This is a genomic window from Photobacterium pectinilyticum, from assembly GCF_024357955.1.
GTDB lineage: Bacteria > Pseudomonadota > Gammaproteobacteria > Enterobacterales > Vibrionaceae > Photobacterium > Photobacterium pectinilyticum.
In genome coordinates this window covers 39,987-62,515 of the sequence record NZ_JANEYT010000009.1, presented here as the reverse complement: position 1 = coordinate 62,515, position 22,529 = coordinate 39,987, and the positions used below count along the sequence as shown (strand labels likewise).

At 47.8% G+C, this 22,529-nt stretch carries 12 protein-coding genes and 2 pseudogenes; 7 read left to right on the top strand and 7 right to left on the bottom strand.

All coding sequences use genetic code 11. From position 1 onward, the window contains the following. Positions 1–8: 8 nt before the first annotated feature. Positions 9–890, bottom strand: a complete 882-nt coding sequence (locus NHN17_RS06060; RefSeq protein ID WP_255041225.1) for a LysR family transcriptional regulator — start codon at positions 888–890, stop codon at positions 9–11. A 205-nt stretch (positions 891–1,095) separates the two neighbouring features. On the opposite strand from NHN17_RS06060, the pseudogene NHN17_RS06055 reads away from it, so the two are divergent. Continuing rightward, positions 1,096–2,277: pseudogene (locus tag NHN17_RS06055) on the top strand (MFS transporter); the annotation flags it as partial. 353 nt (positions 2,278–2,630) lie between these two features. On the opposite strand, the gene NHN17_RS06050 reads toward NHN17_RS06055, so the two are convergent. From NHN17_RS06050 to NHN17_RS06025, 6 genes are all read right to left on the bottom strand, one after another. Further along, positions 2,631–3,362, bottom strand: coding sequence for a prephenate dehydratase domain-containing protein (locus NHN17_RS06050; protein WP_255041224.1), 732 nt, complete (start codon positions 3,360–3,362; stop codon positions 2,631–2,633). 702 nt (positions 3,363–4,064) lie between these two features. Continuing rightward, positions 4,065–4,409, bottom strand: coding sequence for a hypothetical protein (locus NHN17_RS06045; protein ID WP_255041223.1), 345 nt, complete (start codon positions 4,407–4,409; stop codon positions 4,065–4,067). Between the two features lie 147 nt (positions 4,410–4,556). Then, positions 4,557–7,652, bottom strand: coding sequence for an efflux RND transporter permease subunit (locus NHN17_RS06040; protein ID WP_255041222.1), 3,096 nt, complete (start codon positions 7,650–7,652; stop codon positions 4,557–4,559). Further along, on the bottom strand, positions 7,652–8,728 hold the full coding sequence (locus NHN17_RS06035; protein WP_255041220.1) for an efflux RND transporter periplasmic adaptor subunit: 1,077 nt from the start codon (positions 8,726–8,728) through the stop codon (positions 7,652–7,654). Before NHN17_RS06035 ends, NHN17_RS06040 begins: the two co-directional genes overlap by 1 nt. A 396-nt stretch (positions 8,729–9,124) precedes the next feature. Further along, positions 9,125–11,407, bottom strand: a complete 2,283-nt coding sequence (locus tag NHN17_RS06030) for a patatin-like phospholipase family protein (protein WP_255041219.1) — start codon at positions 11,405–11,407, stop codon at positions 9,125–9,127. Between the two features lie 118 nt (positions 11,408–11,525). Continuing rightward, entirely contained in the window at positions 11,526–13,526 is a 2,001-nt protein-coding gene (locus NHN17_RS06025) for a replication initiator protein RctB domain-containing protein (protein WP_255041218.1), read from the bottom strand. A gap of 1,338 nt (positions 13,527–14,864) precedes the next feature. Here NHN17_RS06025 and NHN17_RS06020 point away from each other — a divergent pair. The 6 genes and pseudogenes from NHN17_RS06020 to NHN17_RS05995 all read left to right on the top strand — a co-directional run bounded on the left by NHN17_RS06020 (position 14,865) and on the right by NHN17_RS05995 (position 22,528). Further along, positions 14,865–16,079, top strand: coding sequence for an AAA family ATPase (locus tag NHN17_RS06020; RefSeq protein ID WP_255041217.1), 1,215 nt, complete (start codon positions 14,865–14,867; stop codon positions 16,077–16,079). Between the two features lie 7 nt (positions 16,080–16,086). After that, entirely contained in the window at positions 16,087–17,061 is a 975-nt protein-coding gene (locus NHN17_RS06015) for a ParB/RepB/Spo0J family partition protein (protein ID WP_255041216.1), read from the top strand. A gap of 111 nt (positions 17,062–17,172) precedes the next feature. Continuing rightward, positions 17,173–19,296, top strand: coding sequence for a tRNA(Met) cytidine acetyltransferase TmcA (locus tag NHN17_RS06010; RefSeq protein ID WP_255041214.1), 2,124 nt, complete (start codon positions 17,173–17,175; stop codon positions 19,294–19,296). Then, on the top strand, positions 19,296–20,039 hold the full coding sequence (locus NHN17_RS06005; protein WP_255041213.1) for a phosphatase: 744 nt from the start codon (positions 19,296–19,298) through the stop codon (positions 20,037–20,039). The genes NHN17_RS06010 and NHN17_RS06005 overlap by 1 nt, the downstream gene beginning before the upstream one ends. Before the next feature lie 258 nt (positions 20,040–20,297). Then, a complete protein-coding gene (locus NHN17_RS06000) occupies positions 20,298–20,702 on the top strand; it encodes a hypothetical protein (RefSeq protein WP_255041212.1) in 405 nt (134 codons plus the stop codon). 173 nt (positions 20,703–20,875) lie between these two features. Beyond that, positions 20,876–22,528, top strand: a pseudogene (locus NHN17_RS05995) (flagellar assembly protein A). The last annotated feature ends 1 nt before the right edge of the window (position 22,529 follow it).

Genomic DNA, 22,529 nt, shown 5'->3' with positions numbered 1-22,529 from the left:
GTATAAGTCTACAGCGTCAGCTGCGGCTGGATAAAATCGATGAAGGCCGAGATCCGCCTTGCCACCGAAGATGATTTATAGAACACCGCATTGACTTGCTCGCGGCCGGTATTGACCAGTTTTTCTGTTTCCAGCAAAGAGACCAAACGCCCCTCCTCCAAATCCTTGTTGACCATAAAGCCCGACAGACACGAGATACCATTGCCCGCCAGTACCAGCTGGCGGACGGTTTCACCGTTGCTCGAAATCATTGAAGGCGAAATCGTATCCAGCCCCTTGAGCGGCCAACGGTTGAGGATCTTGGCACCGGCAAAACCAATCAAATCATGCTGGTGGAGTTCGTTGACCAGCTTGGGGAGCCCGCGCTTGGCCAGATATTCCGGCGAGGCAACGATATAGAGCGGGCTTCTTCCCAGCGGCCGGGCATGCAAGGTGGAATCATCCAGCTTGCCAATACGGATTGCCACATCGGTGCGCTTTTCCAGCAAATCGACAAAGCCTTCATTGGACGTCAGCTCGAGCTCAATTTCAGGGTAAGCGGCTTTGAACGGCTGGATCAGCGGAACCAGCTGGTGGAACACAAACGGGCTGGCCGCATCCACCCTTAGCCTCCCCTTGGGCAACTCTCCGCGCTGCATGATGTCTTCCTCGGCCTGCTGGATATGCTGCAGGCCAGTCCTCACCGCTTCGATAAACTGCCGCCCTTCATCTGTCAGCTCTACCCGGCGAGTAGTACGGTTGAGAATAGACACGCCAAGCTGTTTCTCGACCTTGCTCACAGCCCGGGATACCCGCGCAACCTGGATATCCAACGCCTCTGCAGCCGCAGAGAAGCCACCGCTATCGACCACGGTCAGTAAAATTTCCAAATCATCAGAGCGCGTTCGCATGGCACCTTTCCTTCCAACATTTTTTATCACCTTCGCATTTTTTCATTTATAGCAAAAATCATTTGTAAAAGGTGCTGTTTTTAGCAATGGCAATTTTTTGAATAATGCCTGCCAACAGAGAGAGTGCCGCCGGATGTGAGCTTTACAGCTCAAAGCCTATGTAGGCCGCAGCGGCGGTTTTATTACATGAATAGAGAGAAAAACTATGCCTTTAGCACTATTGGCATTGACGCTAAGCGCCTTTGCTATCGGAACCACAGAATTCGTCATCGTGGGCTTGATCCCAACCATGGCAGCCGACCTTAATGTTTCACTACCTTCTGCCGGCCTGCTAGTCAGTTTGTATGCCCTGGGTGTTGCCGTAGGCGCCCCGGTTTTGACTGCCCTAACCGGTAAATGGAACCGCAAGGCGGTCCTGCTATCGGTCATGGGCCTGTTTGTTGCAGGTAACTTGCTGGCGTGGCAGGCTCCGGGTTATAACACCCTGATCTTGGCACGTATCCTAACTGGCCTAGCCCACGGGGTATTCTTCTCCATTGGCTCAACCATTGCCACTGGATTGGTTTCAAAAGACAAAGCTGCCAGTGCCATTGCTATCATGTTTACCGGCCTGACTGTAGCCCTGGTGACCGGTGTACCACTGGGTACCTATATCGGCCAAACATTCGGTTGGCAGGCGACCTTCTTGATTGTCGCGCTACTTGGTCTGATCGCGTTGATTGGCAGCGCTATTTTGGTTCCGGGCAACTTGAAACAGCCACCAGCAGCTAAGCTATCAGCGCAACTGAAAGTCCTGACCCAACCGCGCTTACTGTTGGTGTATGCCATCACCGCACTAGGTTATGGCGGTACGTTTACAGCCTTTACCTACCTGGCACCTATTTTGGAAGATGTGTCTGGATTCAACTCCGGAGCCATTGGTCTGATCATGATGGTATACGGCGTATCTGTCGCTATTGGCAATATCTGGGGCGGTAAAATGGCCGACAAGATGGGGCCAATCAAAGCACTGACCATTATTTTCACTGGTTTAGCAGCAACCATGCTGATGTTCAATCTCACAGCCTACAATCCAATTGCCGCAGTAGCGACTATCTTGGTATGGGGTGCTTTTGCCTTCGGTAACGTACCGGGCTTGCAGGTATACGTGGTCAAATTGGCAGAGAAAGTCAGCCCGGATGCCGTTGATGTTGCCTCAGGTCTTAATATTGCAGCCTTCAACATCGGTATCGCATTAGGCTCATGGGGGGGCGGCCACATCGTCGCCAACGCTGGTTTAATGCATACTCCTTGGGTTGGTGCGATTATCGTGATTGTCGCCCTGCTACTAACCCGCCTTAGCGGCCGGTTAGATAACCAAGCGATGAATAACCAGGCACAAACAAACCAAAATCAAAACAACAATGTTGCCGCGAATGCTACACACGTTTGCTCTCGAAACGCCGCTTACGCCGACAATTATACCAATCTGGATAAGTAGTCGATCAAGTATTTGCACTGGAAAAATCGTTGTTATCAAGGCAGATATTGCAGTAACTAGTAACTCTAATTGCAAAATATCTAACGCAGAGAACAGCGATTTTAACCTGCAAGACTGATCAAATATTTATGTAGGTTGCTATTAGCTGATACAAAAAATAGGCCAGTAGCAATGGCTACTGGCCTACGTTTTTTCGCATATCTCGACTAAAACACATAGAAGCCCAAACTATTTTCAGCGAATATCTATGGCAATATCACCTAAAGATTAACTTTCACCGTTTTTTTCCCCAGCTTAATGGCTTCCATTAGTTCGGAACGGGCCTCACCCTCGCTAATTTCAGTTTCGCGCGGCTCAACCTTCATGAGCAAAAAAGAAGTCTTATTGTTTTTATTATCCTGAACTCCTCTTTCGACAACATCAAGATTGGTATAGACCGTATTTAAAACACATGCACCTATTGCTGCCGTACCTTCAGGGAGTTCTTGGCTGGAAACAAGCCTTGCTGCGGCTGCGGTCCCTTCAGGGATTTCCACTTCTTGTGGTTTAAAGCCTGCTTTCCATATATTAATTTGTTTCAAAGCCGCAGGATGAGAAGCAATCGTGGTGATACCGGTATTATTAGCGACATCCTGACTGTTCATCAAGACACACATTTCGATCGGCGTCGTTATGAAAGCCCTTGCTTCAACTAATTGGTATTGTTGAAATGCCTCAACTGACGCCTGTACTAGGCGGCCATCAATCGTACTATTTTCGACTGCACTAAACGCAAGCGCACTATTGTCTACCGCTTGCTTGAACGTATTTGTTGGCGTGCCGGCAAAAATAACCTCTGCCGTTAAAGCAGGCTGTTTCTCAAATAACTTAACAATTGCTGCATCGTTGAAGCTCCCTTTTGATGCTTGAGCAAAAATATTTTCGCTTGCGACTGTCACGTTTGAAACGAAAATCGTGGCTACCGTTATGGCAATACCCAGTGATTTGAACATCCGTATTTCCTTTACAGCTGACTAAGAGTAGACCTTTTAGTATGACAATTTCACCAGTATCTTTTTATTAACTCTATCACTAAATATGGTCCGAGCAGTGGATATCTTTTTGGTATCACTTATACATAATTAATAATTGATACCAAAATGATACTGCCCACCAATACATAAAAAGATAACATGCATTTAATAATTGCTTTAAGGGAATTATTCACTATGGAATGTAAACATCATCATTATTGTTTAGTGCACCGGACGTTTATTCAGCGATTTATTTGCAAAGTCATTTACCGTTGCCGCGTATGTGGAAAGACAGTTAAATTATGAAAAAAGACTCGCAGCAAGTACGGAGAAAAGTGAATAGAGAAGCTCAAGCTATATTGAAACGTACAATAAAAAATTTCATGGCGAATTATAAATGACTTTTAATACCAATCTGGATAAGTCGTTGATCAAGTATTTGCACTGGAAAAATCGTTGCTATCAAGGCAGATATTGCAGCAACTAGTTGGCTCTAATTACAAAATATCTAACGCAGAGAACAGCGATTTTAACCTGCAAGACTGATCAAATATTTATGTAGGTTGGTATAATCAAGGGTTTTCTACGAATATTCCTTGGGGTTGCCCGTTAGATAACAAATAGAAGCCAACTGGCGATCCCAATTGGCTTCTATAAATATCAGACTTTTTTCCCCTTCAATCAATGCAGAAAGGTACTGCCTTCGCTGGCACTTGTTGCGGTCAGATCGCCGGCCGGATTAATCAGGTGCGGCAAGATTTTCGGCAGGTTCAATTCAATATCTTGGTCTTCAACAGGATTGATGTTGATGTGGTACCAACCCAGCAAACCCAGTACGGCATAACCAATCGCATCATCACTGTCGCGATGCTCAATGATGATTTGCAAGAAACGCAAAATCGTCTTGTCTTTGGTTTTCGCCTGCTCGAAGGTTTCGTTATAAATAGCAGCAGACTCTTCAATCAGTCCTGCAAATTCAGTTTCGATTGCAACTTTGAATGAGCCGCCATCAACAGAAATTTTCATATTACTATCACCAGATTAAGTCTTGTCGTGATTACTGCCGTGATAGTAGCGGAAAGGCAGGAAATTGTCGTAGTAGACACCGCAAATTCAGTAATAATTCGCACTTTTATTGATGTATTCGATGCCTTTTCTACATTCTAGCGTACTTCAACTGTCTTCTATCTGCCGTGCCAGTTGCCGCGATACATGCTCGGGACTTAGGGTATGACGAGCGAGCAAGCGGTACATCACCGGGATCACAATCAGGGTAAACAAAGTGGCGACCGTGATACCACACAACACAACAATACCGATGACAACACGGTTTTCAGCCCCTGCCCCCGTCGCCAGAATCAACGGGATCGCACCAGCGATAGTGGTAATGGCTGTCATCAAAATAGGCCGCAAGCGTTCGGATGCAGCTTCAAGCAAGGCCTCATCAAACGCCATCCCCTGATCGCGCAACTGGTTGGCGAACTCAACAATCAAGATCCCGTTTTTGGCCGACAAGCCAATCAGCATGATAAGGCCTATCTGCGAATAGATATTGAGGGTCTGATCAGTGAAGTAGAGCCCGAGCAATGCCCCCATTGTCGCTAGCGGCACGGTAAGCATAATAATCAACGGATGGATATAGCTCTCAAATTGCGCGGCGAGGACCAAAAAGACCACAACCAGTGCCAAGGCAAAGATAAACACAATCGATGTACTGGAGTCTTGATAGTCTTTGGACGCGCCTTTGTAATTGACCACAGCATCAGCAGGCAGCAACTCATCAACCAAGCCATTAAGATAGCCAAGGGCTTCGCCCAAGGTATAGCCGTCAGCCAAATTAGCCTCGAGGGTAATCGCCCTTACCCGGTTGTAACGGTTTAACTGTGATGCGCCAGCGTATTCATCAACACGGATGAGACTCGACAGCGGAACCAATGCCTCGGCCTGTTCAGCCCTGACATACAAATTGGCCAAGTCGGCAGCGGTATTTTGCCGTTCGCGCTGGCCTTCGATGACCACATCGTATTCTTCGCCGCGCCATGAATAAGTTGTTACCTGACGGGATCCGAGCATAGATTCGAGGGTCTGGCCAATCGTCTTTAACGACACCCCGAGATCGCCAGCCCGATCGCGATCTATCACGATCCTCAGCTGTGGCTTGGTTTCCTTGTAGTCATGATCCAGACCGACAATCTTGGGGTTACGAGCCGCCGCATCGAGTATGATATCCCGCCACTGGGCCAGCTCTTCATAGCTGCCGCCTCCCAATACGAACTGTACCGGTTTACCGACCCCGCGACCGAACGGCTGACGCATCACCGGAAAAGCCGTGATCCCGGCCAAATCACCCAAGCGCCGACGGATATCACCAATAATCGCCCCCGCCGGACGGCGCTCGGCCCAATCCTCCAGCACCACAATCGCAAAGCCATTGGAAAAATCAGCGAGCCGCCCCCATCCACGCGGCGCACGGATCAGCAAGCGTTTGATCTCGCCAGCTTCCACCAATGGCATCAAGCGGTGCTCGACCTCATCCATATAAGGCTGGATAAAATCAAAGCTCGCCCCCTGCGGGCCATTGATGATGATGAACATCGCCCCCCTGTCCTCCCGCGGGGCAAACTCAGAGGGAAGACGCTGTTGCAGCCAGCCACAGACAACCAATACCAGTACCAAGGCCACAATAACCCGGCGCGGGCGATTGATCGCATGGGCCAACATACCCTTGTAGCTCGCCGTTAGCGCGGCCATGGCACGACTACTGAGCCTGACCAAGCCGCTTTCCTTATCAACTGGCCGCATCAATTTCGAGGCCATCATAGGGCTTAACGTCAACGCCACCAAGGATGACAGTATTACCGCCGCACTGATGGCAATGGAGAACTCACGGAATAATTTACCCAGATCCCCTTCGAGAAAGCCGATCGGCAGAAAGACCGCCACCAGCACCACAGTCGTGGCAATAATGGCAAAACTAACCTGCTTGGCTCCGAGATACGCAGCTTTGAGCGGGGGCTCACCGCTACTGATACGGCGGTGAATGTTTTCCAGCATCACAATGGCATCATCAACCACGATACCGATAGCCAAAATCAGTGCCAACAAAGTCAACAAGTTAAGAGTAAAACCCAAGGCATAGAGCACCGTAAAGGCACCAATCAACGAGACCGGCAAGGTCAAGGCGGGGATCAGCATGGCACGGACACTACCAAGGAAAAGGTATATCACCACCACCACCAACCCGAGGGCGATCATCAGGGTTTTGTACACCTCGTCTATCGAGGCCTGGATGAACACAGAGGAGTCATAGGAGCGTTTAATCTCCATACCTGGCGGCAAGGTCGAGTTGAGCTGATCGACCAAGTCATTGGCCGCTTTGGCTACATCCAAGGTATTGGCTTTTGACTGGCGGGTGATCCCTATTCCAATCATGTCCTGGGTGTTGCCACGGAAGGTGATCCGCTCTTCTTCGGCGGCCAGTTCCACCTTGGCGACATCACCAAGCCTGATCAAATAACCATCATCACCGCTACCGATCACCAAGCGAACAAAATCTTCAGGGGCGACAAAGCTGCGCTGGGTACGAACCGTAAACTGCCGGCTCTGTGACTCCACCGAACCTGCAGGCAGTTCGATATTATCGTCCCTCAAGGCATCTTCGATATCCGTGACGGTCAAGCCCCTTGCCGCCAATTTCTGGCGGTCAATCCAGATCCTCAAGGCATAAGATTTGCCGCCGCCAAGGCGGATCCCTGCTACTCCGTCGATCACCGAGAAGCGATCAACCAAATAGCGGCTGGCATAATCTGTCAGCGCCAGCGTATCCATCCGATCAGAGACCAAGTTAAGCCACATGATCACTTCCGAACCCGCGGCTGCCTTCTGTACTTCAGGCGGGTCGGACTCATCGGGTAAGTTATTTAAAATACCAGAAATACGGTCACGAACATCATTGGCTGCGGCGTCGATATCACGGCCAATTGAGAACTCCAAAGTCACACTGGAACGACCATCACGGCTACTTGAACTAATAGAGCGGATCCCTTCGATACCGGCGATCCTATCTTCCACCAATTGGGTGATCCGCGTTTCAACTATAGCTGCCGACGCGCCCCTATAGCTGGTGGAAATTGTCACAACCGGCGGGTCAATATCAGGATACTCTCGCAATGGCAGCCGATCGAACGCCACCATACCAAACACCACCAACAACAGGCTGATCACCGAGCCCAGTACCGGACGGGTGACCGAGAGATCCGACAACCACATCAGCCAGCCTCCCTGAAGGTAAAGCGCTCTTGCTCGCGGACTTCCACTTTCTGCCCCGGCCTGATCCGTTGGATTCCCCGGGTGATCACCCGCTCACCTTCCTCTATGCCTAACAGCACTTCAGCCTCGCCCCGACGACGGAAACCCAGCTCGACTTCGCGCTGCTCAACAATGCCCTCCGCCCCAACCACAAACAAGAAATGTTGCTGCTGGCGGGGGACCAAGGCTTCTTCCGGCACCATCAACCCTTGATGTTCACCGACAATCAAGGACAGGGTCATCAGCATGCCGGGGCGTAACCGTAAATCACGGTTGGCAATATCAGCCCGTACCACCATTGCACGGGTCTGCGGGTTGATCCGACTACCAATACTGGCAACCTGACCACGGAATATTTCATCAGGATACGCTGCAGCGCTGGCCTCGATCACTGCACCTTGGGCTACCAAACCGAGAAACGCCTCGGGAATAGAAAAGTCGAGTTTTACTGTAGCAATATCATCAAGGGTGGTGATCACCGCTCCCGGTGTCACCAAGGCGCCGGGGCTGATCTGTCGAAAGCCCAATACACCTGAAAACGGCGCATGAATATACCTCGCTGCCAACTCGGCCTCAATCTGGGCCAACACCGCCTTGGCGACTTCGATATCGGTATAGATGGCATCCAGCTCAGAGCGGGCAATGGTATTGCGCTTGACCAACCCTTCAATTCGCTGATATTCACGATGCTGCTCTTTGAGGTTGGCCTTGGCAGCCCGTACCTTGGCTTGCTGCTCGTCAGCATGCAGGGTAACCAGTAACTGGCCAGCTGAAATAGACTGGCCATCTTCAAACAGCACCCTATCAACTTTTTCAGTCACCTTGGCCGTGAGCACTACCGACTCACGCGACTTTACGGTTCCCAACGCTTCCACTTCCCGCCGGACCAGCTTTTTTTGCACCTCAGCCACCACCACTGTTGGCGTCGGCATTGAACGTACGGCAGACACACCAGCTGACAAGTATTCCTTATAGGCAATACCCGCCACCAGCAAAACCAGGAGCAGTAAACTGAACAGAGTCCCTTTCAAACGCACGCAGTATCCTTCTGAGGGAATGGGAAAATTACAGCTGATATAATCAAGTATAGAAAGGGAGAAGCTGGTGGGTTATTTGTTGCAGATAAAAAAAAGCGAGCCGGTCGATGGCTCGCAAAATAACTCATATATTGCATTTCGAGAGGGTGACTAGGTCAACCTAGTATCCATACCGGTGAAAACCTAACTCATCGAAAGGGACAAAGGTTATATCCGTAGAGTATTTTGCCTCAGCTCTGAGGCATATTGTCAATAAAATGTCAGGAATAACAAAGCAATGATTGCCTTTGAGGTGACGGTTCCAACTTTAATGAAACGACCCTGTGACTCCCTGTCAAATCAGGAAGCAACCTCCACGCTGCTATCCTCCAACCGACGATAAACACTGCGAAATGACTAATCGAATGTTGTACCCAGCGATAGGTAGAAGGAATTTTGCCCTCCTTCTGCCATACCATAAGCAAGGTATACCGGTCCTATAGGGGTATCTAACCCCAAGAACAGGCTTCCAGCCGCTAAGCTGGAGCCAAAATCAATGTCCGACTTATCATCCCAAACACCGCCTTGCTCCAACGAACCACCGATATATACCGGAATCGACACGGCACCAAAATTATTATCCAGCAACCGGTAGCTATACATTAACGCCCCAAAAAGCTTATATCGGCCGTTAAGCTCGTAGCGGTGGTAACCCGACAGATTGAACAGTCCCCCCAGATCCTGCACATAAACCGGCAAGAGATCGTCGCCATCATAGCCACCCGCCTGCATGGTCGCGATCAAGCTATGCCTTTCATAGCTAAACGGTTTGAGTAATTTCACTTGTGCGTAGGCACTGTCGCTCGATACTGTTTCTTCATCGTTAAACGAACTGCGGCTCAAGCCAAGCCCCACTTCGGTATGGAGCATAAAACCTTCGCGTGGGAAGAACAGGCTGTCCAGATCATCATAAACAAAAGACACAAAGGGGCCGTGGGCCGAATAATCCTGATAATTAGTGGTATTGATTTCACTGACCTCACCGACACCACCACGGTAGCCCACCGCCAGCGAACTCCATGGTTGCAGGTTCCACCCCAGCTCGGCATAGCCATTGAAAACACTGTACTCAGTCTCGACATCCGTACCAGGATCTCGGCCAATCATGTCCGCTTGTTCGTCCGACAAAATAAATTCACGCACTTCGCGGTTCCAGTTGACACCAAACGAGGTATAGGTGTTCTTTTGGTAATCGAGTGGAAAGTAGAAGCTGGTATCAATTTTCTTCCAGCTCCCCAGCAGCCATTCGAACTGCCACTCGCCGCCCTTATCAGTCAGGTTGGTGTAGATATACTGGGTACCGAAGGCAAAATCTGAGCGGTTGGCAAAGTCATCCTCAAAAGCAAACTTCAGGTTAAGGTAGCCCGGGCCCCAGGATTTCTCACGGACATCCATCACCAAGGTGCTTTCATCATCCTTCTGCTCTATTTGATAGGTGACACGCTCGAAGATATCTTGTCGATTGAGTTTTTTTACCGCTTCGTCCATCTCTTCGTTGGTGATCACCCGATCAGCCTTGAGATCCATCACTTCGAGCAGCGCCAAATCAGAGCGTGAGGTATGGTTGTTCACCTCGATCCGATCGATATAGTAGGCCGGGCTGGCCAATACCTGTGAACGACGATCGAGCTTTGCACGCACATAGGCCTCGTAGTCTTGCTCTGGCAACTGATAGCGTTTGAGCTGCGGCAGTGCATTCAATGCTATCTTACGGCCGGCAACATAAGCCTGATCCATTTTATCGAAATCCGGTGCCAGCATGAAAGAGACATCCGGCTGGAGATAAACATCCCCCTCATCCATCAGCGCCATTTGTTGGTCAGAACTGGTATTGGTCATGAAAGTAGTGAGCTGGCCGATAATATTGAATGCACTATTGAGATCTTGCTCACCAAACAGCGCATCACGCAGATCAACCGCAATGATCACGTCAGCGCCCAACGCCTGAGCTGCATCAACAGGCATATTGTTGACGATGCCACCATCCACCAATATCTGATTGTCTATTCGCACCGGTTGAAGGGCACCCGGTACTGTCATCGAAGCCTGCATCGCCGTTGCCAGGTGCCCACTTTCAAGCACCACAGGCTGGACATGAACGATGTCCGTTGCCACAGCCCGGTAAGGTATCGCCAAATCGTCAAAACTATCGAGTGCGGGGAGATTGTCGGTTAGGCGGCCAAGCAAAATGGCCATGCCCTGCCCTTGGAAGGCACCGGGTTTGGATTGGTAGTTACCTTGAAGATCAATACCGATGTCGGTATAGATTTGATAATTGTCATTTTGCTGTTTGCGGCGCAATTCCAAATCATTACGACCAACCCGATCGTTGTAACCGCTCTGCCAATCAGCAACCATCGTTTTTTGCTGCACTTCTCGGGCAGACAGGCCCATGGCATACATGCCCCCCACATAGGCGCCCATACTGGTACCGGTGATCACATCAACCGGGATCCGGTTCTCCTCCAGTACCGCCAGTACCCCAATGTGGGCAGCCCCTTTGGCTCCACCGCCACTCAGTACCACGCCGATCTGCGGTCGAGACTCTGTCGCCACAGCACTGAAGCTCCCCAAAACAACACCGAAGATCCCGAGCCAAAAGCCGCCCAGCCAGCGCCGACACATTTTCCGCCACTCCATGACACATCCTATAACTGGAACTAATAGCAATAATATACCCAGTTAGCTGAACAACAGGCATAAAAAAATCCGGTCAGTTCCTCACTGACCGGATTTTTTTATGATTCATGACGAGAACTTAGCGACCGCTGGCAATATCGCTCAGCGCATGCATTACCTGATCATTAACGTGCCCTTCATAGACCAACTTACAGACTTTGCGCCTTACAGCCAGGCCAGAAATAAGCCGTTCAATCGACAAATGGCCTTGGTCGTGTTGGCCATTGTATAACTCAATAGTTTTGCTCAGGGTTTCGTAAGGAACGACATCCCCCCCCACCCGAAGCCAATCGAGCTTCTCCAGCAAGCTGTGGCACTCTTCACTGATAGAGGCAACTGAGTGTCCACTCATTGCCGATAACGCCGTTATACTGCGCTGTAGAGCTTCTGAGGAAGTATACTTGGACAAGGTAATGGTCAATTCATCCGCATTGATTTCAACCAAGTGTTTGCGAAGCTTCACACGGCGCCCTAAACGTCCCTTCGGACGGCTTTCTTTGCGCTGGATAGGTTCAAATTCACCATCAATGATCTCGGAAAGCTGATCAAGCTCTTTCTTAGGCAAAATTTCATTGCGCAGCGGGTTAGGCATCGTCGGTGCCATGGTGCGCTTGCCTTCGTTGGTCGTTTTCGCCCGCGAGAAACGGATCACTTCATCGACATCACAACGGATATCGATCTGGTAATCGCAATAACGCTTGCCTTCCTCGTGCGGTGTGATCGTCAAGTGATAACCCCACAAATTAACCGCAAAGACCTGATTTGTGATCTTCTCTTCGGCCAGTTTGCTCAGCTCGCGGATCAAGTCAGTTGAAAAACGGCGCCATTCAATGTTGCGAGCCAGTTTTTGGTTCAACTCACTCAGCATCATCGAGTCAGTGTAGCGACGTGACATCCGGCTTCGGAAGAACGAATACAGCTGGAAAACCAAGGTATGCTGGCGCAGGATCTCTGGTGGGAACAGAAAGAAATAATCCCGGGTCAGTAACTCATCGAAGAATGATGGCTCCCACACCAAAATATACAAATTCGGCTTGATCCTGATCTCACCATCATCCCCTTCCGTCGGTGCTTCTTCGGATGCGGTGATGGTTCGGGCCAGGAAACGGAAACGGTCACTCTTGAACCCTTCCGGCATATTCTCGCTCATCCAGCGACCGGTCAGCTCATGCAGTTGGAAATCTGTAAATTCAATGCGATCAATACTTTCGCGAATAGAGTCACGAGCCGGCCCACTGTCCTTCTTGCCCCTCAGAGCAAGAATATCCGTGATATATACTGGGGTTTTGTTACCCATGCTGCGCGATTGAATTTCATAATCAGCAATGTGATGATCGTGGTATTGCACCGTCAGGGTGAACAAGGCAAACAACGTCATCAGATCATCAACTGTCATGATCGATTTCGATGATCGTGTTTCAATGATTGCCTTGGTGCCACTGATCGCCACCATGGATTTCTGATAACTCTTTTTGGTACGAGGTGGGGCCAGCGCTTGGTCGATGATACCCGCCCAGCTGGTGGGAGAGATCACAATCTGATCAGCTTCGTCTAGCATGCTTGGCGGTGTACCCAATCCGTGCTCACTAAGCAATTGGCGGTTTACATGGTTTTGTGCCAATGCTTTTGAACGTTTTTGTTTTTCTTTCGCTTTGGATTGCTCTGAATTCAAGCTTCCAGTACCAAGCTGTGAGATCAACATGGCCGGGTTGATGAAATGATGCAACATGGTTTTACCCGCAAGCCCTTCTTCGAATCTTACGGGTTGTTGTTTGAACAAACCGATATTAACCGCCGCTCTTAAGCGTTGCTGGATCGCCGCCCGGGTCAAGTGTCCTTCCGTTGCTTCAACCAACTCTGTGGTTGATACCATACCATCATGAGTGGATAAGCCGCGTAGCGAAATCAAGTTAAGTAACTCGATAATGCTTTTAGTGACACCTTTGAAGTGTTGGTACTGTGGAAGCCAATCAATTAAGTTTGCCGGGATCGAGAACAAATGCCCATCTTTGTGGGATCGTGGAGCGAGGATCAATACCTTCTCAGGGTTGTTATTCTTTGATGAAAGCGCGGAATTCATTTGTCATTAGCCGTAGATGCACCATTTTTCCGTGAAAGATTAATAGAAATATGACAAGAAAGAAAGATCTTTTATTGGCTTTTTTTAAATTGATCTTATTGTTTATTTTGATCTTATTGATTATATGATCTTATGATCTGGACGTTAATAAGCGCGTAAGGCATTGAAACTTAAAGATATAAAAAGCGACCACTTCGAAAGCATGATCATGGCTGTTCTGGAAATATGATCAACAAGTAATAGAAACGATGATCATCATGAGGTTGGAAGTATGATCATCATCAATCTGCAAACATGATCATCAAGAGTTAGAAAGCATGATCATGGCACACTCACAGGTTATCCACAGGTCAAATTGAACATCAGCTTCAAAATGGGCTATTTCGATGTATTGGCGAATCCCAAAGTCTTCATTTTCCCCTTTTTGTCACCGGAAAGATGATCATGCTTGTGTCATTCAACGTTATTTTTAGTGTTCTTTTCCTCGGAGCACCCCGTAGCGAAGAAATATTGACCAAAGTTGATTTAACACTCGCCGTATTCTACAGGGTATTTATCATGTGTCCGAAGCGGATGTATGATCAAGCCGTAGCTCGTGCATTTCAATTTTAACACCAAAGGTTATTTTACAGCCTTTGATACGGAAAAAGATTACGCTTCTTTGTCTGCTAAGCCCTTATTAGACCTACATTCACCGTAATTTGAGCGGATATATCCATGCTTTCGGGGGGAACCGTTCTAAGATCGATTTACACCGTCAATCACTTGATCATTTTTCCGATCATACTAGCGTGCAGTCGAGTCTCCTGTGTGGCTGAATTTTCCCTTGATCATGCTTCGTGATCTTGCTGTCGATACGGGAACGATGATCAAGACTATGGGGCTTCAATCTAACGTAGATTAAGCTAAGCCACTAATTTCACGCTGATCGCCGTGATCATGTTTTGTCGGTGTTTGGTCGATCATAATGAAATTGAAGGATTTCATCATCATTTTTGTTAATTTTCATTGAATGCTATTCATCGGGGCCATTGGGGGTAAAATTTAATCAAAGTTACAGCGTCCGTAATCTAGCCAAAAAAGACACGCTTCCGGAATAATTGGGGGTTAATTGGATTTACAATGTAAAATAGTGACGCCGTAACACTTTAAATTTATCTCTCTTTCCAAGTTAATCACTCTCGTTTGTTCTCAAAATTCAAGAGGAATATGTCTGTTTTTTGCTTTACTTTGTGCTTTATGCTGAGATAAATATCACATGTCACCGTTCAGCTTTTTATTGTTTTAGTGTTTTTTTGTTGTACAATATAGCAAAATGTTTCAAGGTGAATAAAGACAATGAACAGGGAACAAACCATAGACAACTTGCTCAATATCGCCGAGCAGACGAAGCAGGTCCAAGCAGACCGAATTGAGATTGTGTTGGAGGAGCGTCGGGAAGAAGCGTTTCCTCCAATGTCGAAAGCATTGATGGAAAGTCGGTCAGGCCTTACCCGCCGTAAGCTGGATGATGCTATTTCACGCATGGAAGCGAATGGCCACCAATTTACGAAAAATAACGCAAATCATTATTCAATTAGCCTGGAAGAAGCGCATCAATTGATGGATGCGACAAAAAAGCCAGCATTTTACGAGCGTGAAGGTGCGGGGCGTAAACCGTGGATTGTTAATGTCCAAAACCAGAAAGGTGGCACCGGCAAATCGATGACAGCTGTACACCTTGCAGCATGCCTCGCGCTGGACTTGGATAAGCGCTACCGAATTTGCTTGATTGACTTGGATCCGCAGGGTTCGTTGCGTTTGTTCCTTAACCCACAGATCAGTGTCGGCGATCAGGAAACCATTTATTCAGCGGTTGATGTAATGCTGGAAAATGTGCCTGAAGGGCAGGATATCGACAAGGAATTCGTGATGGGTAATGTGGTAATGCCCACTCAATACCCGAACTTGAAGACCATTGCAGCCTTCCCTGAAGATGCCATGTTCAATGCTGATGCATGGCAGGATCTGGCTGAAAATCAGGACTTGAATATTGTTCGCCTGCTTAAGGAAAAGGTTATCGATCCTATTGCTGATGAGTTTGACATCATCATGATTGACACCGGTCCGCACATTGATCCGCTGGTATGGAATGCCATGTATGCTTCCAATGCCTTGATCATTCCCTGTGCGGCAAAACGTCTCGACTGGGCCTCTACCGTTAACTTTTTCCAGCATTTGCCTACAGTTTACGAGATGTTCCCAGAAGATTGGCATGGTTTGGAATTCATCCGACTGATGCCGACCATGTTCGAGGATGACAACAAGAAGCAGGTATCGGTGCTGACCGAAATGAACTACCTGCTTCGTGAGCAAGTCATGATGGCCACGGTACCGCGAAGCCGTGCCTTTGAGACTTGTGCCGATACCTACAGCACTGTATTCGACCTAACGGCGGCCGAATTTGAAGGGGGTAAAAAGACCCTTTCAACAGCGCAAGATGCGATCCAACGTGTTGGTCTAGAGTTAGAGCGTGTAATGCACTCTCACTGGGCTAACCTGAACCGGGAGTAATAAGTGGATGGCGATTAAAACCAAAGATCTTAATGCGCGTTTGTTCGGTAAAGCTGACAAACGACGCGCAACAACGCCAACAGAGGCCCAAACAGCGGCACGTGATAAAGCATCCGTTATTGAGTTGGCGGTAGCTGGCGAGGACACTGTTGCGTTTGAATTAATCAAAATCCAAGCCAACCAGGTTGCTGAAAAAACGCGTGTTTTTGCTGAGAATGCCCGTGAACAGGCTTTCCTTAACGAGCATGCGCTGGCTGATATCCTCAACACGCTTAAAGATCGTGGACAGCAGTACCCAGCTGTTGGTCGTTGGTTGGATGATGGCCGAATCGAGGTGCTTGACGGTAGCCGCCGTCGCATGTCATGTATCTTGGCTGAGAAAGATTTCCTTATCTATGTCGGTAAGGGGATTAATGGCGAGCACGCCAAATTCCTTTCTGATGTCGCTAATGCGCATAAACCGCTGTCATTGTTTGAACGTGGTAAGGAAATGCAGGCGCTGCTTGAAACCGGTAAAGTCGCCGATCAAAAAGAGCTCGCGAGGTATTGTCAGTGTAGCGAAGCCTTGGTCAGTGGGGCATTGAAGGCAGCATCTTTGCCAATGGAATTGCTGATGGCTTACCCGAGTGTCGGAGAACTTGGCCGACCGACGATTGTTAAGCTTCACCGTCTGTTCTTCGGCCTCAACAATGATCAACAACAGTCATTTGTTACCGAAATTTCTGCCGGTGATGAAGCGATGTGGAAGTCAATCGATGCTTCTGGTATTACCCGTATTACCCGTGAGGTGACCAGTAAACTTGAGCAGATTGGTGAGACTCTTCAGCCAAAAGTCGAGATCGAGAAGCCTAAACCGCAAGAGTTGGTGAAGGGAAAAATCAGTTATTTGCGCGATGGTGACAAGCTTCAGCTTAAGCTGAAAAAGTTGACCGAGCGACAAGCCGATGAAATCCTCACCTACCTTGCCGATTATTTGAAATAGAATATTCAGCTGACTCTGTATATTAAAACCACGCTTTTGAGCGTGGTTTTTTTTCGCACCACTACCGGCATATTGGTATTATCGGGTAGTTGTTTGCCATTGAGTTATAGCATGTCCCTACTTTCTGAATTCTGCCGTTCACTCACTTCGATTGCGGCTGCTCGTAATATCCGATACCTTGTTGTTGCCAAGGGCGGCACAAACTGGTCGGCGCAAGTTTTAGATGCTTTTGCACCTCATTATCCGAATCGGCTTTTTTGTGGCGAGCCACTCTGTGCGGATATAGACGCTATTCCTTTCAAGAAAGCCAAATTATGGTTAGGTAGGGAATGTCAGATGCTGACTTTTAACGGACATAGTGGGCAGGGAGCTCATGCTCTGGATGTTCAAGCCCTTGGTGCATTGTCCGGTACCGTCGTTGGTGGAGGGATCTTGCTGTTGTTATTGCCACCTGAGTGGTTTGAAAATTGCGGTTCAAATTTTACCAGACGGTTGAGTGAATTGTTTCAGCATCCCAACGTCGTGATACTCGAGCCGGACTTGGATTTGCCGGCATTGCCTTTTCATGATTTAGCGAAGATGGATACTCTTGGCCCAACAGAAGCTACTTTCCCTTTTGGTACTTTGACCGCTTGCCAAGCTAGTGCCGTTGAATCTATTCGCCGGGTAGTGACAGGTCACCGTAAGCGACCTTTGGTTTTAACCGCGGATCGCGGTCGGGGAAAGTCAGCGTCGCTGGGATTAGCCGCGGCCAGTTTGCTGGCTGAGCGAAACATCAAAATTGTTGTCACCGCCCCCTCTTTTGCAGCTTGTCAGGCAGTGTTTCGTCATGCTGCGGATCAGTTTGGAGTGCCATTTACCAACCAAAAATGTCTTGAACTTGGCAAAGGTTCGCTGGCTTTTATTGCTCCGGATGTGTTGTCATCAGAAAAGCCAAACGCCGATCTGGTGATGGTAGATGAAGCTGCGGCTATACCGGCCCCTGTTCTCAACATGCTACTCAACAGTTTTGGACGTTTGGTGTTTTCCAGTACTGTACATGGTTATGAGGGAACGGGACGTGGTTTCGCTGTTAAGTTTCGTCAGCTGCTGGATAAACTCATGCCACAGTGGCGTGCGTTTGAAATGAAGCAAGCGATCCGTTGGGCAGATAATGATCCGTTGGAAAACTGGATTTTCAAAGCCTTGCTGCTTGATGCTGAGCCTGCCACGTCAGGCCTTGATCCCAATACGGCACAGTTTGAATATCTTGATAAAAACCAGCTGCTCGTTTCGGAAAAACTTCTTTCTTCATTATTTGGTTTATTGATCAATGCACACTATCAAACGTCGCCTGCCGATTTGGTAAACTTACTTGATGATGACAGCTTGCATATTTGGGTCTGCCGAAATGATGATAATGTGTTGGGTTGTTGTTTGATTGTCGATGAAGGGGGCTTCTCTCCAGAACTTGCCGAGCAAATCCAACTTGGTGTACGAAGGCCACGAGGCCATCTACTTGCCCAGTCTCTTGCTGCTCATCTTGGTATTTCTGAAGCCGCAATGCAACGTTCTGGCCGTATACTAAGAATTGCGGTTCACGCCGATTTTCAGCAGCAAGGCATTGGTCAGCAATTATTGTCCTCAGTCAGGCTCTGGTCACAGGGTCGATATAATTTCCTCGGCACCAGCTTCGGTTATGTCGCCGAGCTTTTGCATTTTTGGCAGCGAGCAGGGTATATGCCTGTTCGTTTGGGCCTGCAAAAAGATGCCTCGAGTGGGTATCCATCCTTGCTGTGTGTACAACCTATTTGTGATTTAAGTCAGCAGTGGTTTACCAGGGCGAGGGTTTTATTTGCGATAGGTTTGACTACTAATGCATGTGAAGCTTTTCGCGAGATGGCAATTGAAGAGTTTCTGCCGCTGTTGATTGAGTCATTATCGCTTAAAGCCATGCAGCCAGCCCTTCCGACTCAATGGGTAGAAGATCAACTTTCGTTATATTGCCAAGGTGGCTTGGGGTACGAATCAGTGTTGCCTGCGCTGCAGCAATATCTGTATCACCGCTTGCTTCATATCGGACAGTCTTGCGAATTGGCTACGTTTCATTTGGCAGTGTCTAAAGTTATTCAACGCAAACCTTGGCAAGACATTGTCCAACAATTCCAACTGACGGGCCGTAAACAGGCAGAGCAGGCTTTACGTGATTTTGTCAGATCTGATTTTAAAAAGAATTCTTTAGCAAGGAGCGAGTAATGAAATTTGTTGTCGACACCCATAGCCATACAGTCTCTAGCGGGCACGCGTATAGCACGGTATTAGAGAACGCGGCTGCTGCTGCAGACAAAGGTCTGCAATTAATGTGCGTCACTGACCATGCCTCCTCAATGCCTGGCGCCCCTCATTTTTGGCATTTTGCCAACCAGAAAATCTTGCCTCGCTTTCTTCATGGGGTAGGTATCTTACGAGGTGTTGAAGCAAACATAATGAATGTTGAAGGGGAAATTGATATCTCTGCCAAAGTGGAAGGTCACCTTGACTGGATTCTGGCGAGTTTCCATGAGCCAGTGTTTGCGCCATCTTCATCGACGCAACATACAGAAGCGTTGCTTAATGTTATTAAGTCAGGTCGTGTTGATGCGTTGGGTCATTTAGGCAACCCTAATTTTGATTTCGACTTTGAGCGTGTTCTGGCGGCAGCGGCTGAGGCCAACGTGTTGGTTGAGATAAATAATTCTTCGCTGTCAGGCTCTAGGATAGGAAGCCAGCCAAGGTGTGAACGTATTGCTGAAATTGGTAAAGAGGTTGGCGTGTCGTTCACAACAGGGTCTGATGCTCACTTTGCTTACGACATAGGAAAATTTGATTCTGCGGCAGCATTGTTTGACAAAGTGAATATCGACGAGTCTTCCATTGTTACAACGAGCGCATCTCGGTTTATTGAATTTCTTGAGTCTCGTGGTCATGCGCCGATTGAAGAGTTCCAGTCTCTTCGTTAAGATAATTTACAGTGTAAATTTCAGCATAACAATGTGCGTGAAGTTTTATTTGAAAAGGTGGCTGTTGCCACCTTTTTTGTTGTCAAAATTTACACTGTAAATCTCAGGTGAGACTGCTTTGTGATTTAGATTTGTATTCTTTTGCCTCATTGTCTACGATTTAAGAATGCCACTAAATTTTTGCTTGGGCTTTGTGTCGTATACAAAGGCTAATTATTGTTATTGTGGTAGGCAAAAAAATAATAATAAGGAGTCAGCATGAGTTTAATAAAAGATGTTCCTCCAGCGCTAAAAGAGATGATTCATTCATCTGTTTGCCAAGATTCTGATATCGAAAAGTGCTACTCCGTTGGTCGTGGCGGTATCGCTGGTCGTCTGTTTGGCCACCTTCTCAGCAGTGGTGAAACCATCGACAGTCATGATTATGGAGTAAAAGTAACGGTAAACAGAATTACCCGCCAAATGATCTATTTTGAATCATCGACCCCCCTGCCTTTGACAGCCTGCTATCAACTGTATCTCCAACCGGTTGGTATGTTGGAAGGCTATCTGCGACAAGATAAAATTTCCGTAAATAAAAAGCACCCTAATAATGGTAGTTATATGTTTATTACTGACCAATGGCTGACGTCTCATCAGTTACGCACTATCGCCTTGGTCTGACTTGTATGAATTGTTATTGCTAAATCAATATGCATTCAACTGCCTATTGTTGAGTTATTGATAAATTTCACATGAATTTGTGACTGAACATATACTAGGTAGCTGATTTGTTACTGTAATATTGAGGGGTACCATTACTTTATTGTTCGCCAATAGCAGAAAAAGGAGTTGATATGGCAGAGCTTTTTCTGCGTATCTCTGATGATGGACAATCAGTGTTATTTGCGGCAACCGCAGACCAGCAAACAATACCAACGCGTGGGGTGTTACTCGAACAACTTACTATCGTTGGTGCTGGCAATTTCTATTTGTTCGAAAAAGCGATTGATTCAGCGCTTGCTGTCACTAGCCATGACAATGATATTGACTCACAAACCACTGAGCTTGAGCCTATTGTTATCGCGGAGCGGCGTAACGCTAGCCTCGTGGTGAAAGCTGACCCTGATTTTATGCGTGCTGCTATTACCCTAACAGCACCTTATGGGGGAACTCATACTACCGGGCCTGATATTCTAGAAGCGCTGAAGCAGAACAGGATCATCAAAGGGATCCGTAAAACTCAACTTCATCAACTTTTGCATGAAGCCCATAGCCTCTTGCCCGGTGAAAAAATCACTTTGCCCGTGGCTTTCGGCCGCTTACCCGAAAACGGTGCTGACGCCTGGTTTGAATCACTGGTCGATGATGCAGGTCACCGTATATTGAGGCCTCAAGCGACAGATGATGGCAAGGTGGATATGCGTGATTTGGGTGAACTGATCACGGTTAAAGCTGGCCAGGCATTGATGCGACGCATTCCTGCGACGGAAGGTGTTGTGGGTTATACCGTAGAGGGGAAGGTTTTACCGGCTAAACCAGGTAAGGACAACCAGTTTCAACCAGGTGAAGGGACGCTTATCAGCGAGCAGGATCCTAACTTGTTATTGGCAGAAAAACCCGGGATCCCTGTTGCTAAACCCCGAGGAATGCAAGTTGATGAGGCATTAATCATAAAAGGGGTGAATGTCGCAACGGGTCATATTAATTTTGATGGGAGTATCTTGATCACTGGGGATGTAACACCCGGTATGAAGGTTACAGCTTCGGGGAATATAACTGTCGCTGGTTTTGTTGAATTGGCTGAATTGAAAGCTGGCGGTGATATATCAATTATTAAGGGGATCATTGGGCGTAAGTTCGAAGGGAACAAGCTTGGCTGTTCTATCGAAGCCAAAGGCAGTGTCACGAGTAAGTTTGCCCAGTTTGCTGATATTTCCTGTGGGCAGAATGCGATGTTTACCTTACATGTCCTTCATAGTGTCATTCGTGCTGAGGGCGAAGTTGTTGTTATGGATTAGTTCAAGCGGCAAGGTAGCTTAAGCGGTGGGGTAACTGAAGCGGGTTATAGTATTCGTGCGGTCAACCTTGGTGCGTTGTCTGGTGTTCCTACGTTGTTAACTGCTTTTACCAAATTTGAATACCTTCTAAAGCAACTGCAAGATAAGCATCATGACTATCAGATCGAGCTTCAAAACGTCGATAAAATTAAGCAAGCAGAGCTTAAGCTGCTGAAGCTCCCTGAGCATAAGCGCCCTGTCGAATTAAGTGAACGGATTCATTATGCTGCCGAGCAACATAAGTTACAGATTGGTATGCTGGAATCTGACTATCAACAGTTACGCGACGAGTATGATGAGCTACGCTCTCGGGTCATGATCACTGCTGTTAATCGGCTCTATGCAGGGGTTCAAAGTCGATTGGAAAAAGAGAAATTGCTTATCACACAAGATCACGGTCCTTCCAAGCTTCATATCTTTGAGCATGTTTTTCAGTGCTCACCGCTTTAAT

Bases quoted from the DNA above. Each gene is read 5' to 3' on its own strand.
- NHN17_RS06060 (WP_255041225.1), bottom strand. From the start codon at position 890: ATGCGAACGCGCTCTGATGATTTGGAAATTTTACTGACCGTGGTCGAT.
- NHN17_RS06050 (WP_255041224.1), bottom strand. From the start codon at position 3,362: ATGTTCAAATCACTGGGTATTGCCATAACGGTAGCCACGATTTTCGTT.
- NHN17_RS06045 (WP_255041223.1), bottom strand. From the start codon at position 4,409: ATGAAAATTTCTGTTGATGGCGGCTCATTCAAAGTTGCAATCGAAACT.
- NHN17_RS06040 (WP_255041222.1), bottom strand. From the start codon at position 7,652: ATGTGGTTGTCGGATCTCTCGGTCACCCGTCCGGTACTGGGCTCGGTG.
- NHN17_RS06030 (WP_255041219.1), bottom strand. From the start codon at position 11,407: ATGGAGTGGCGGAAAATGTGTCGGCGCTGGCTGGGCGGCTTTTGGCTC.
- NHN17_RS06025 (WP_255041218.1), bottom strand. From the start codon at position 13,526: ATGAATTCCGCGCTTTCATCAAAGAATAACAACCCTGAGAAGGTATTG.
- NHN17_RS06020 (WP_255041217.1), top strand. From the start codon at position 14,865: ATGAACAGGGAACAAACCATAGACAACTTGCTCAATATCGCCGAGCAG.
- NHN17_RS06015 (WP_255041216.1), top strand. From the start codon at position 16,087: ATGGCGATTAAAACCAAAGATCTTAATGCGCGTTTGTTCGGTAAAGCT.
- NHN17_RS06010 (WP_255041214.1), top strand. From the start codon at position 17,173: ATGTCCCTACTTTCTGAATTCTGCCGTTCACTCACTTCGATTGCGGCT.
- NHN17_RS06005 (WP_255041213.1), top strand. From the start codon at position 19,296: ATGAAATTTGTTGTCGACACCCATAGCCATACAGTCTCTAGCGGGCAC.
- NHN17_RS06000 (WP_255041212.1), top strand. From the start codon at position 20,298: ATGAGTTTAATAAAAGATGTTCCTCCAGCGCTAAAAGAGATGATTCAT.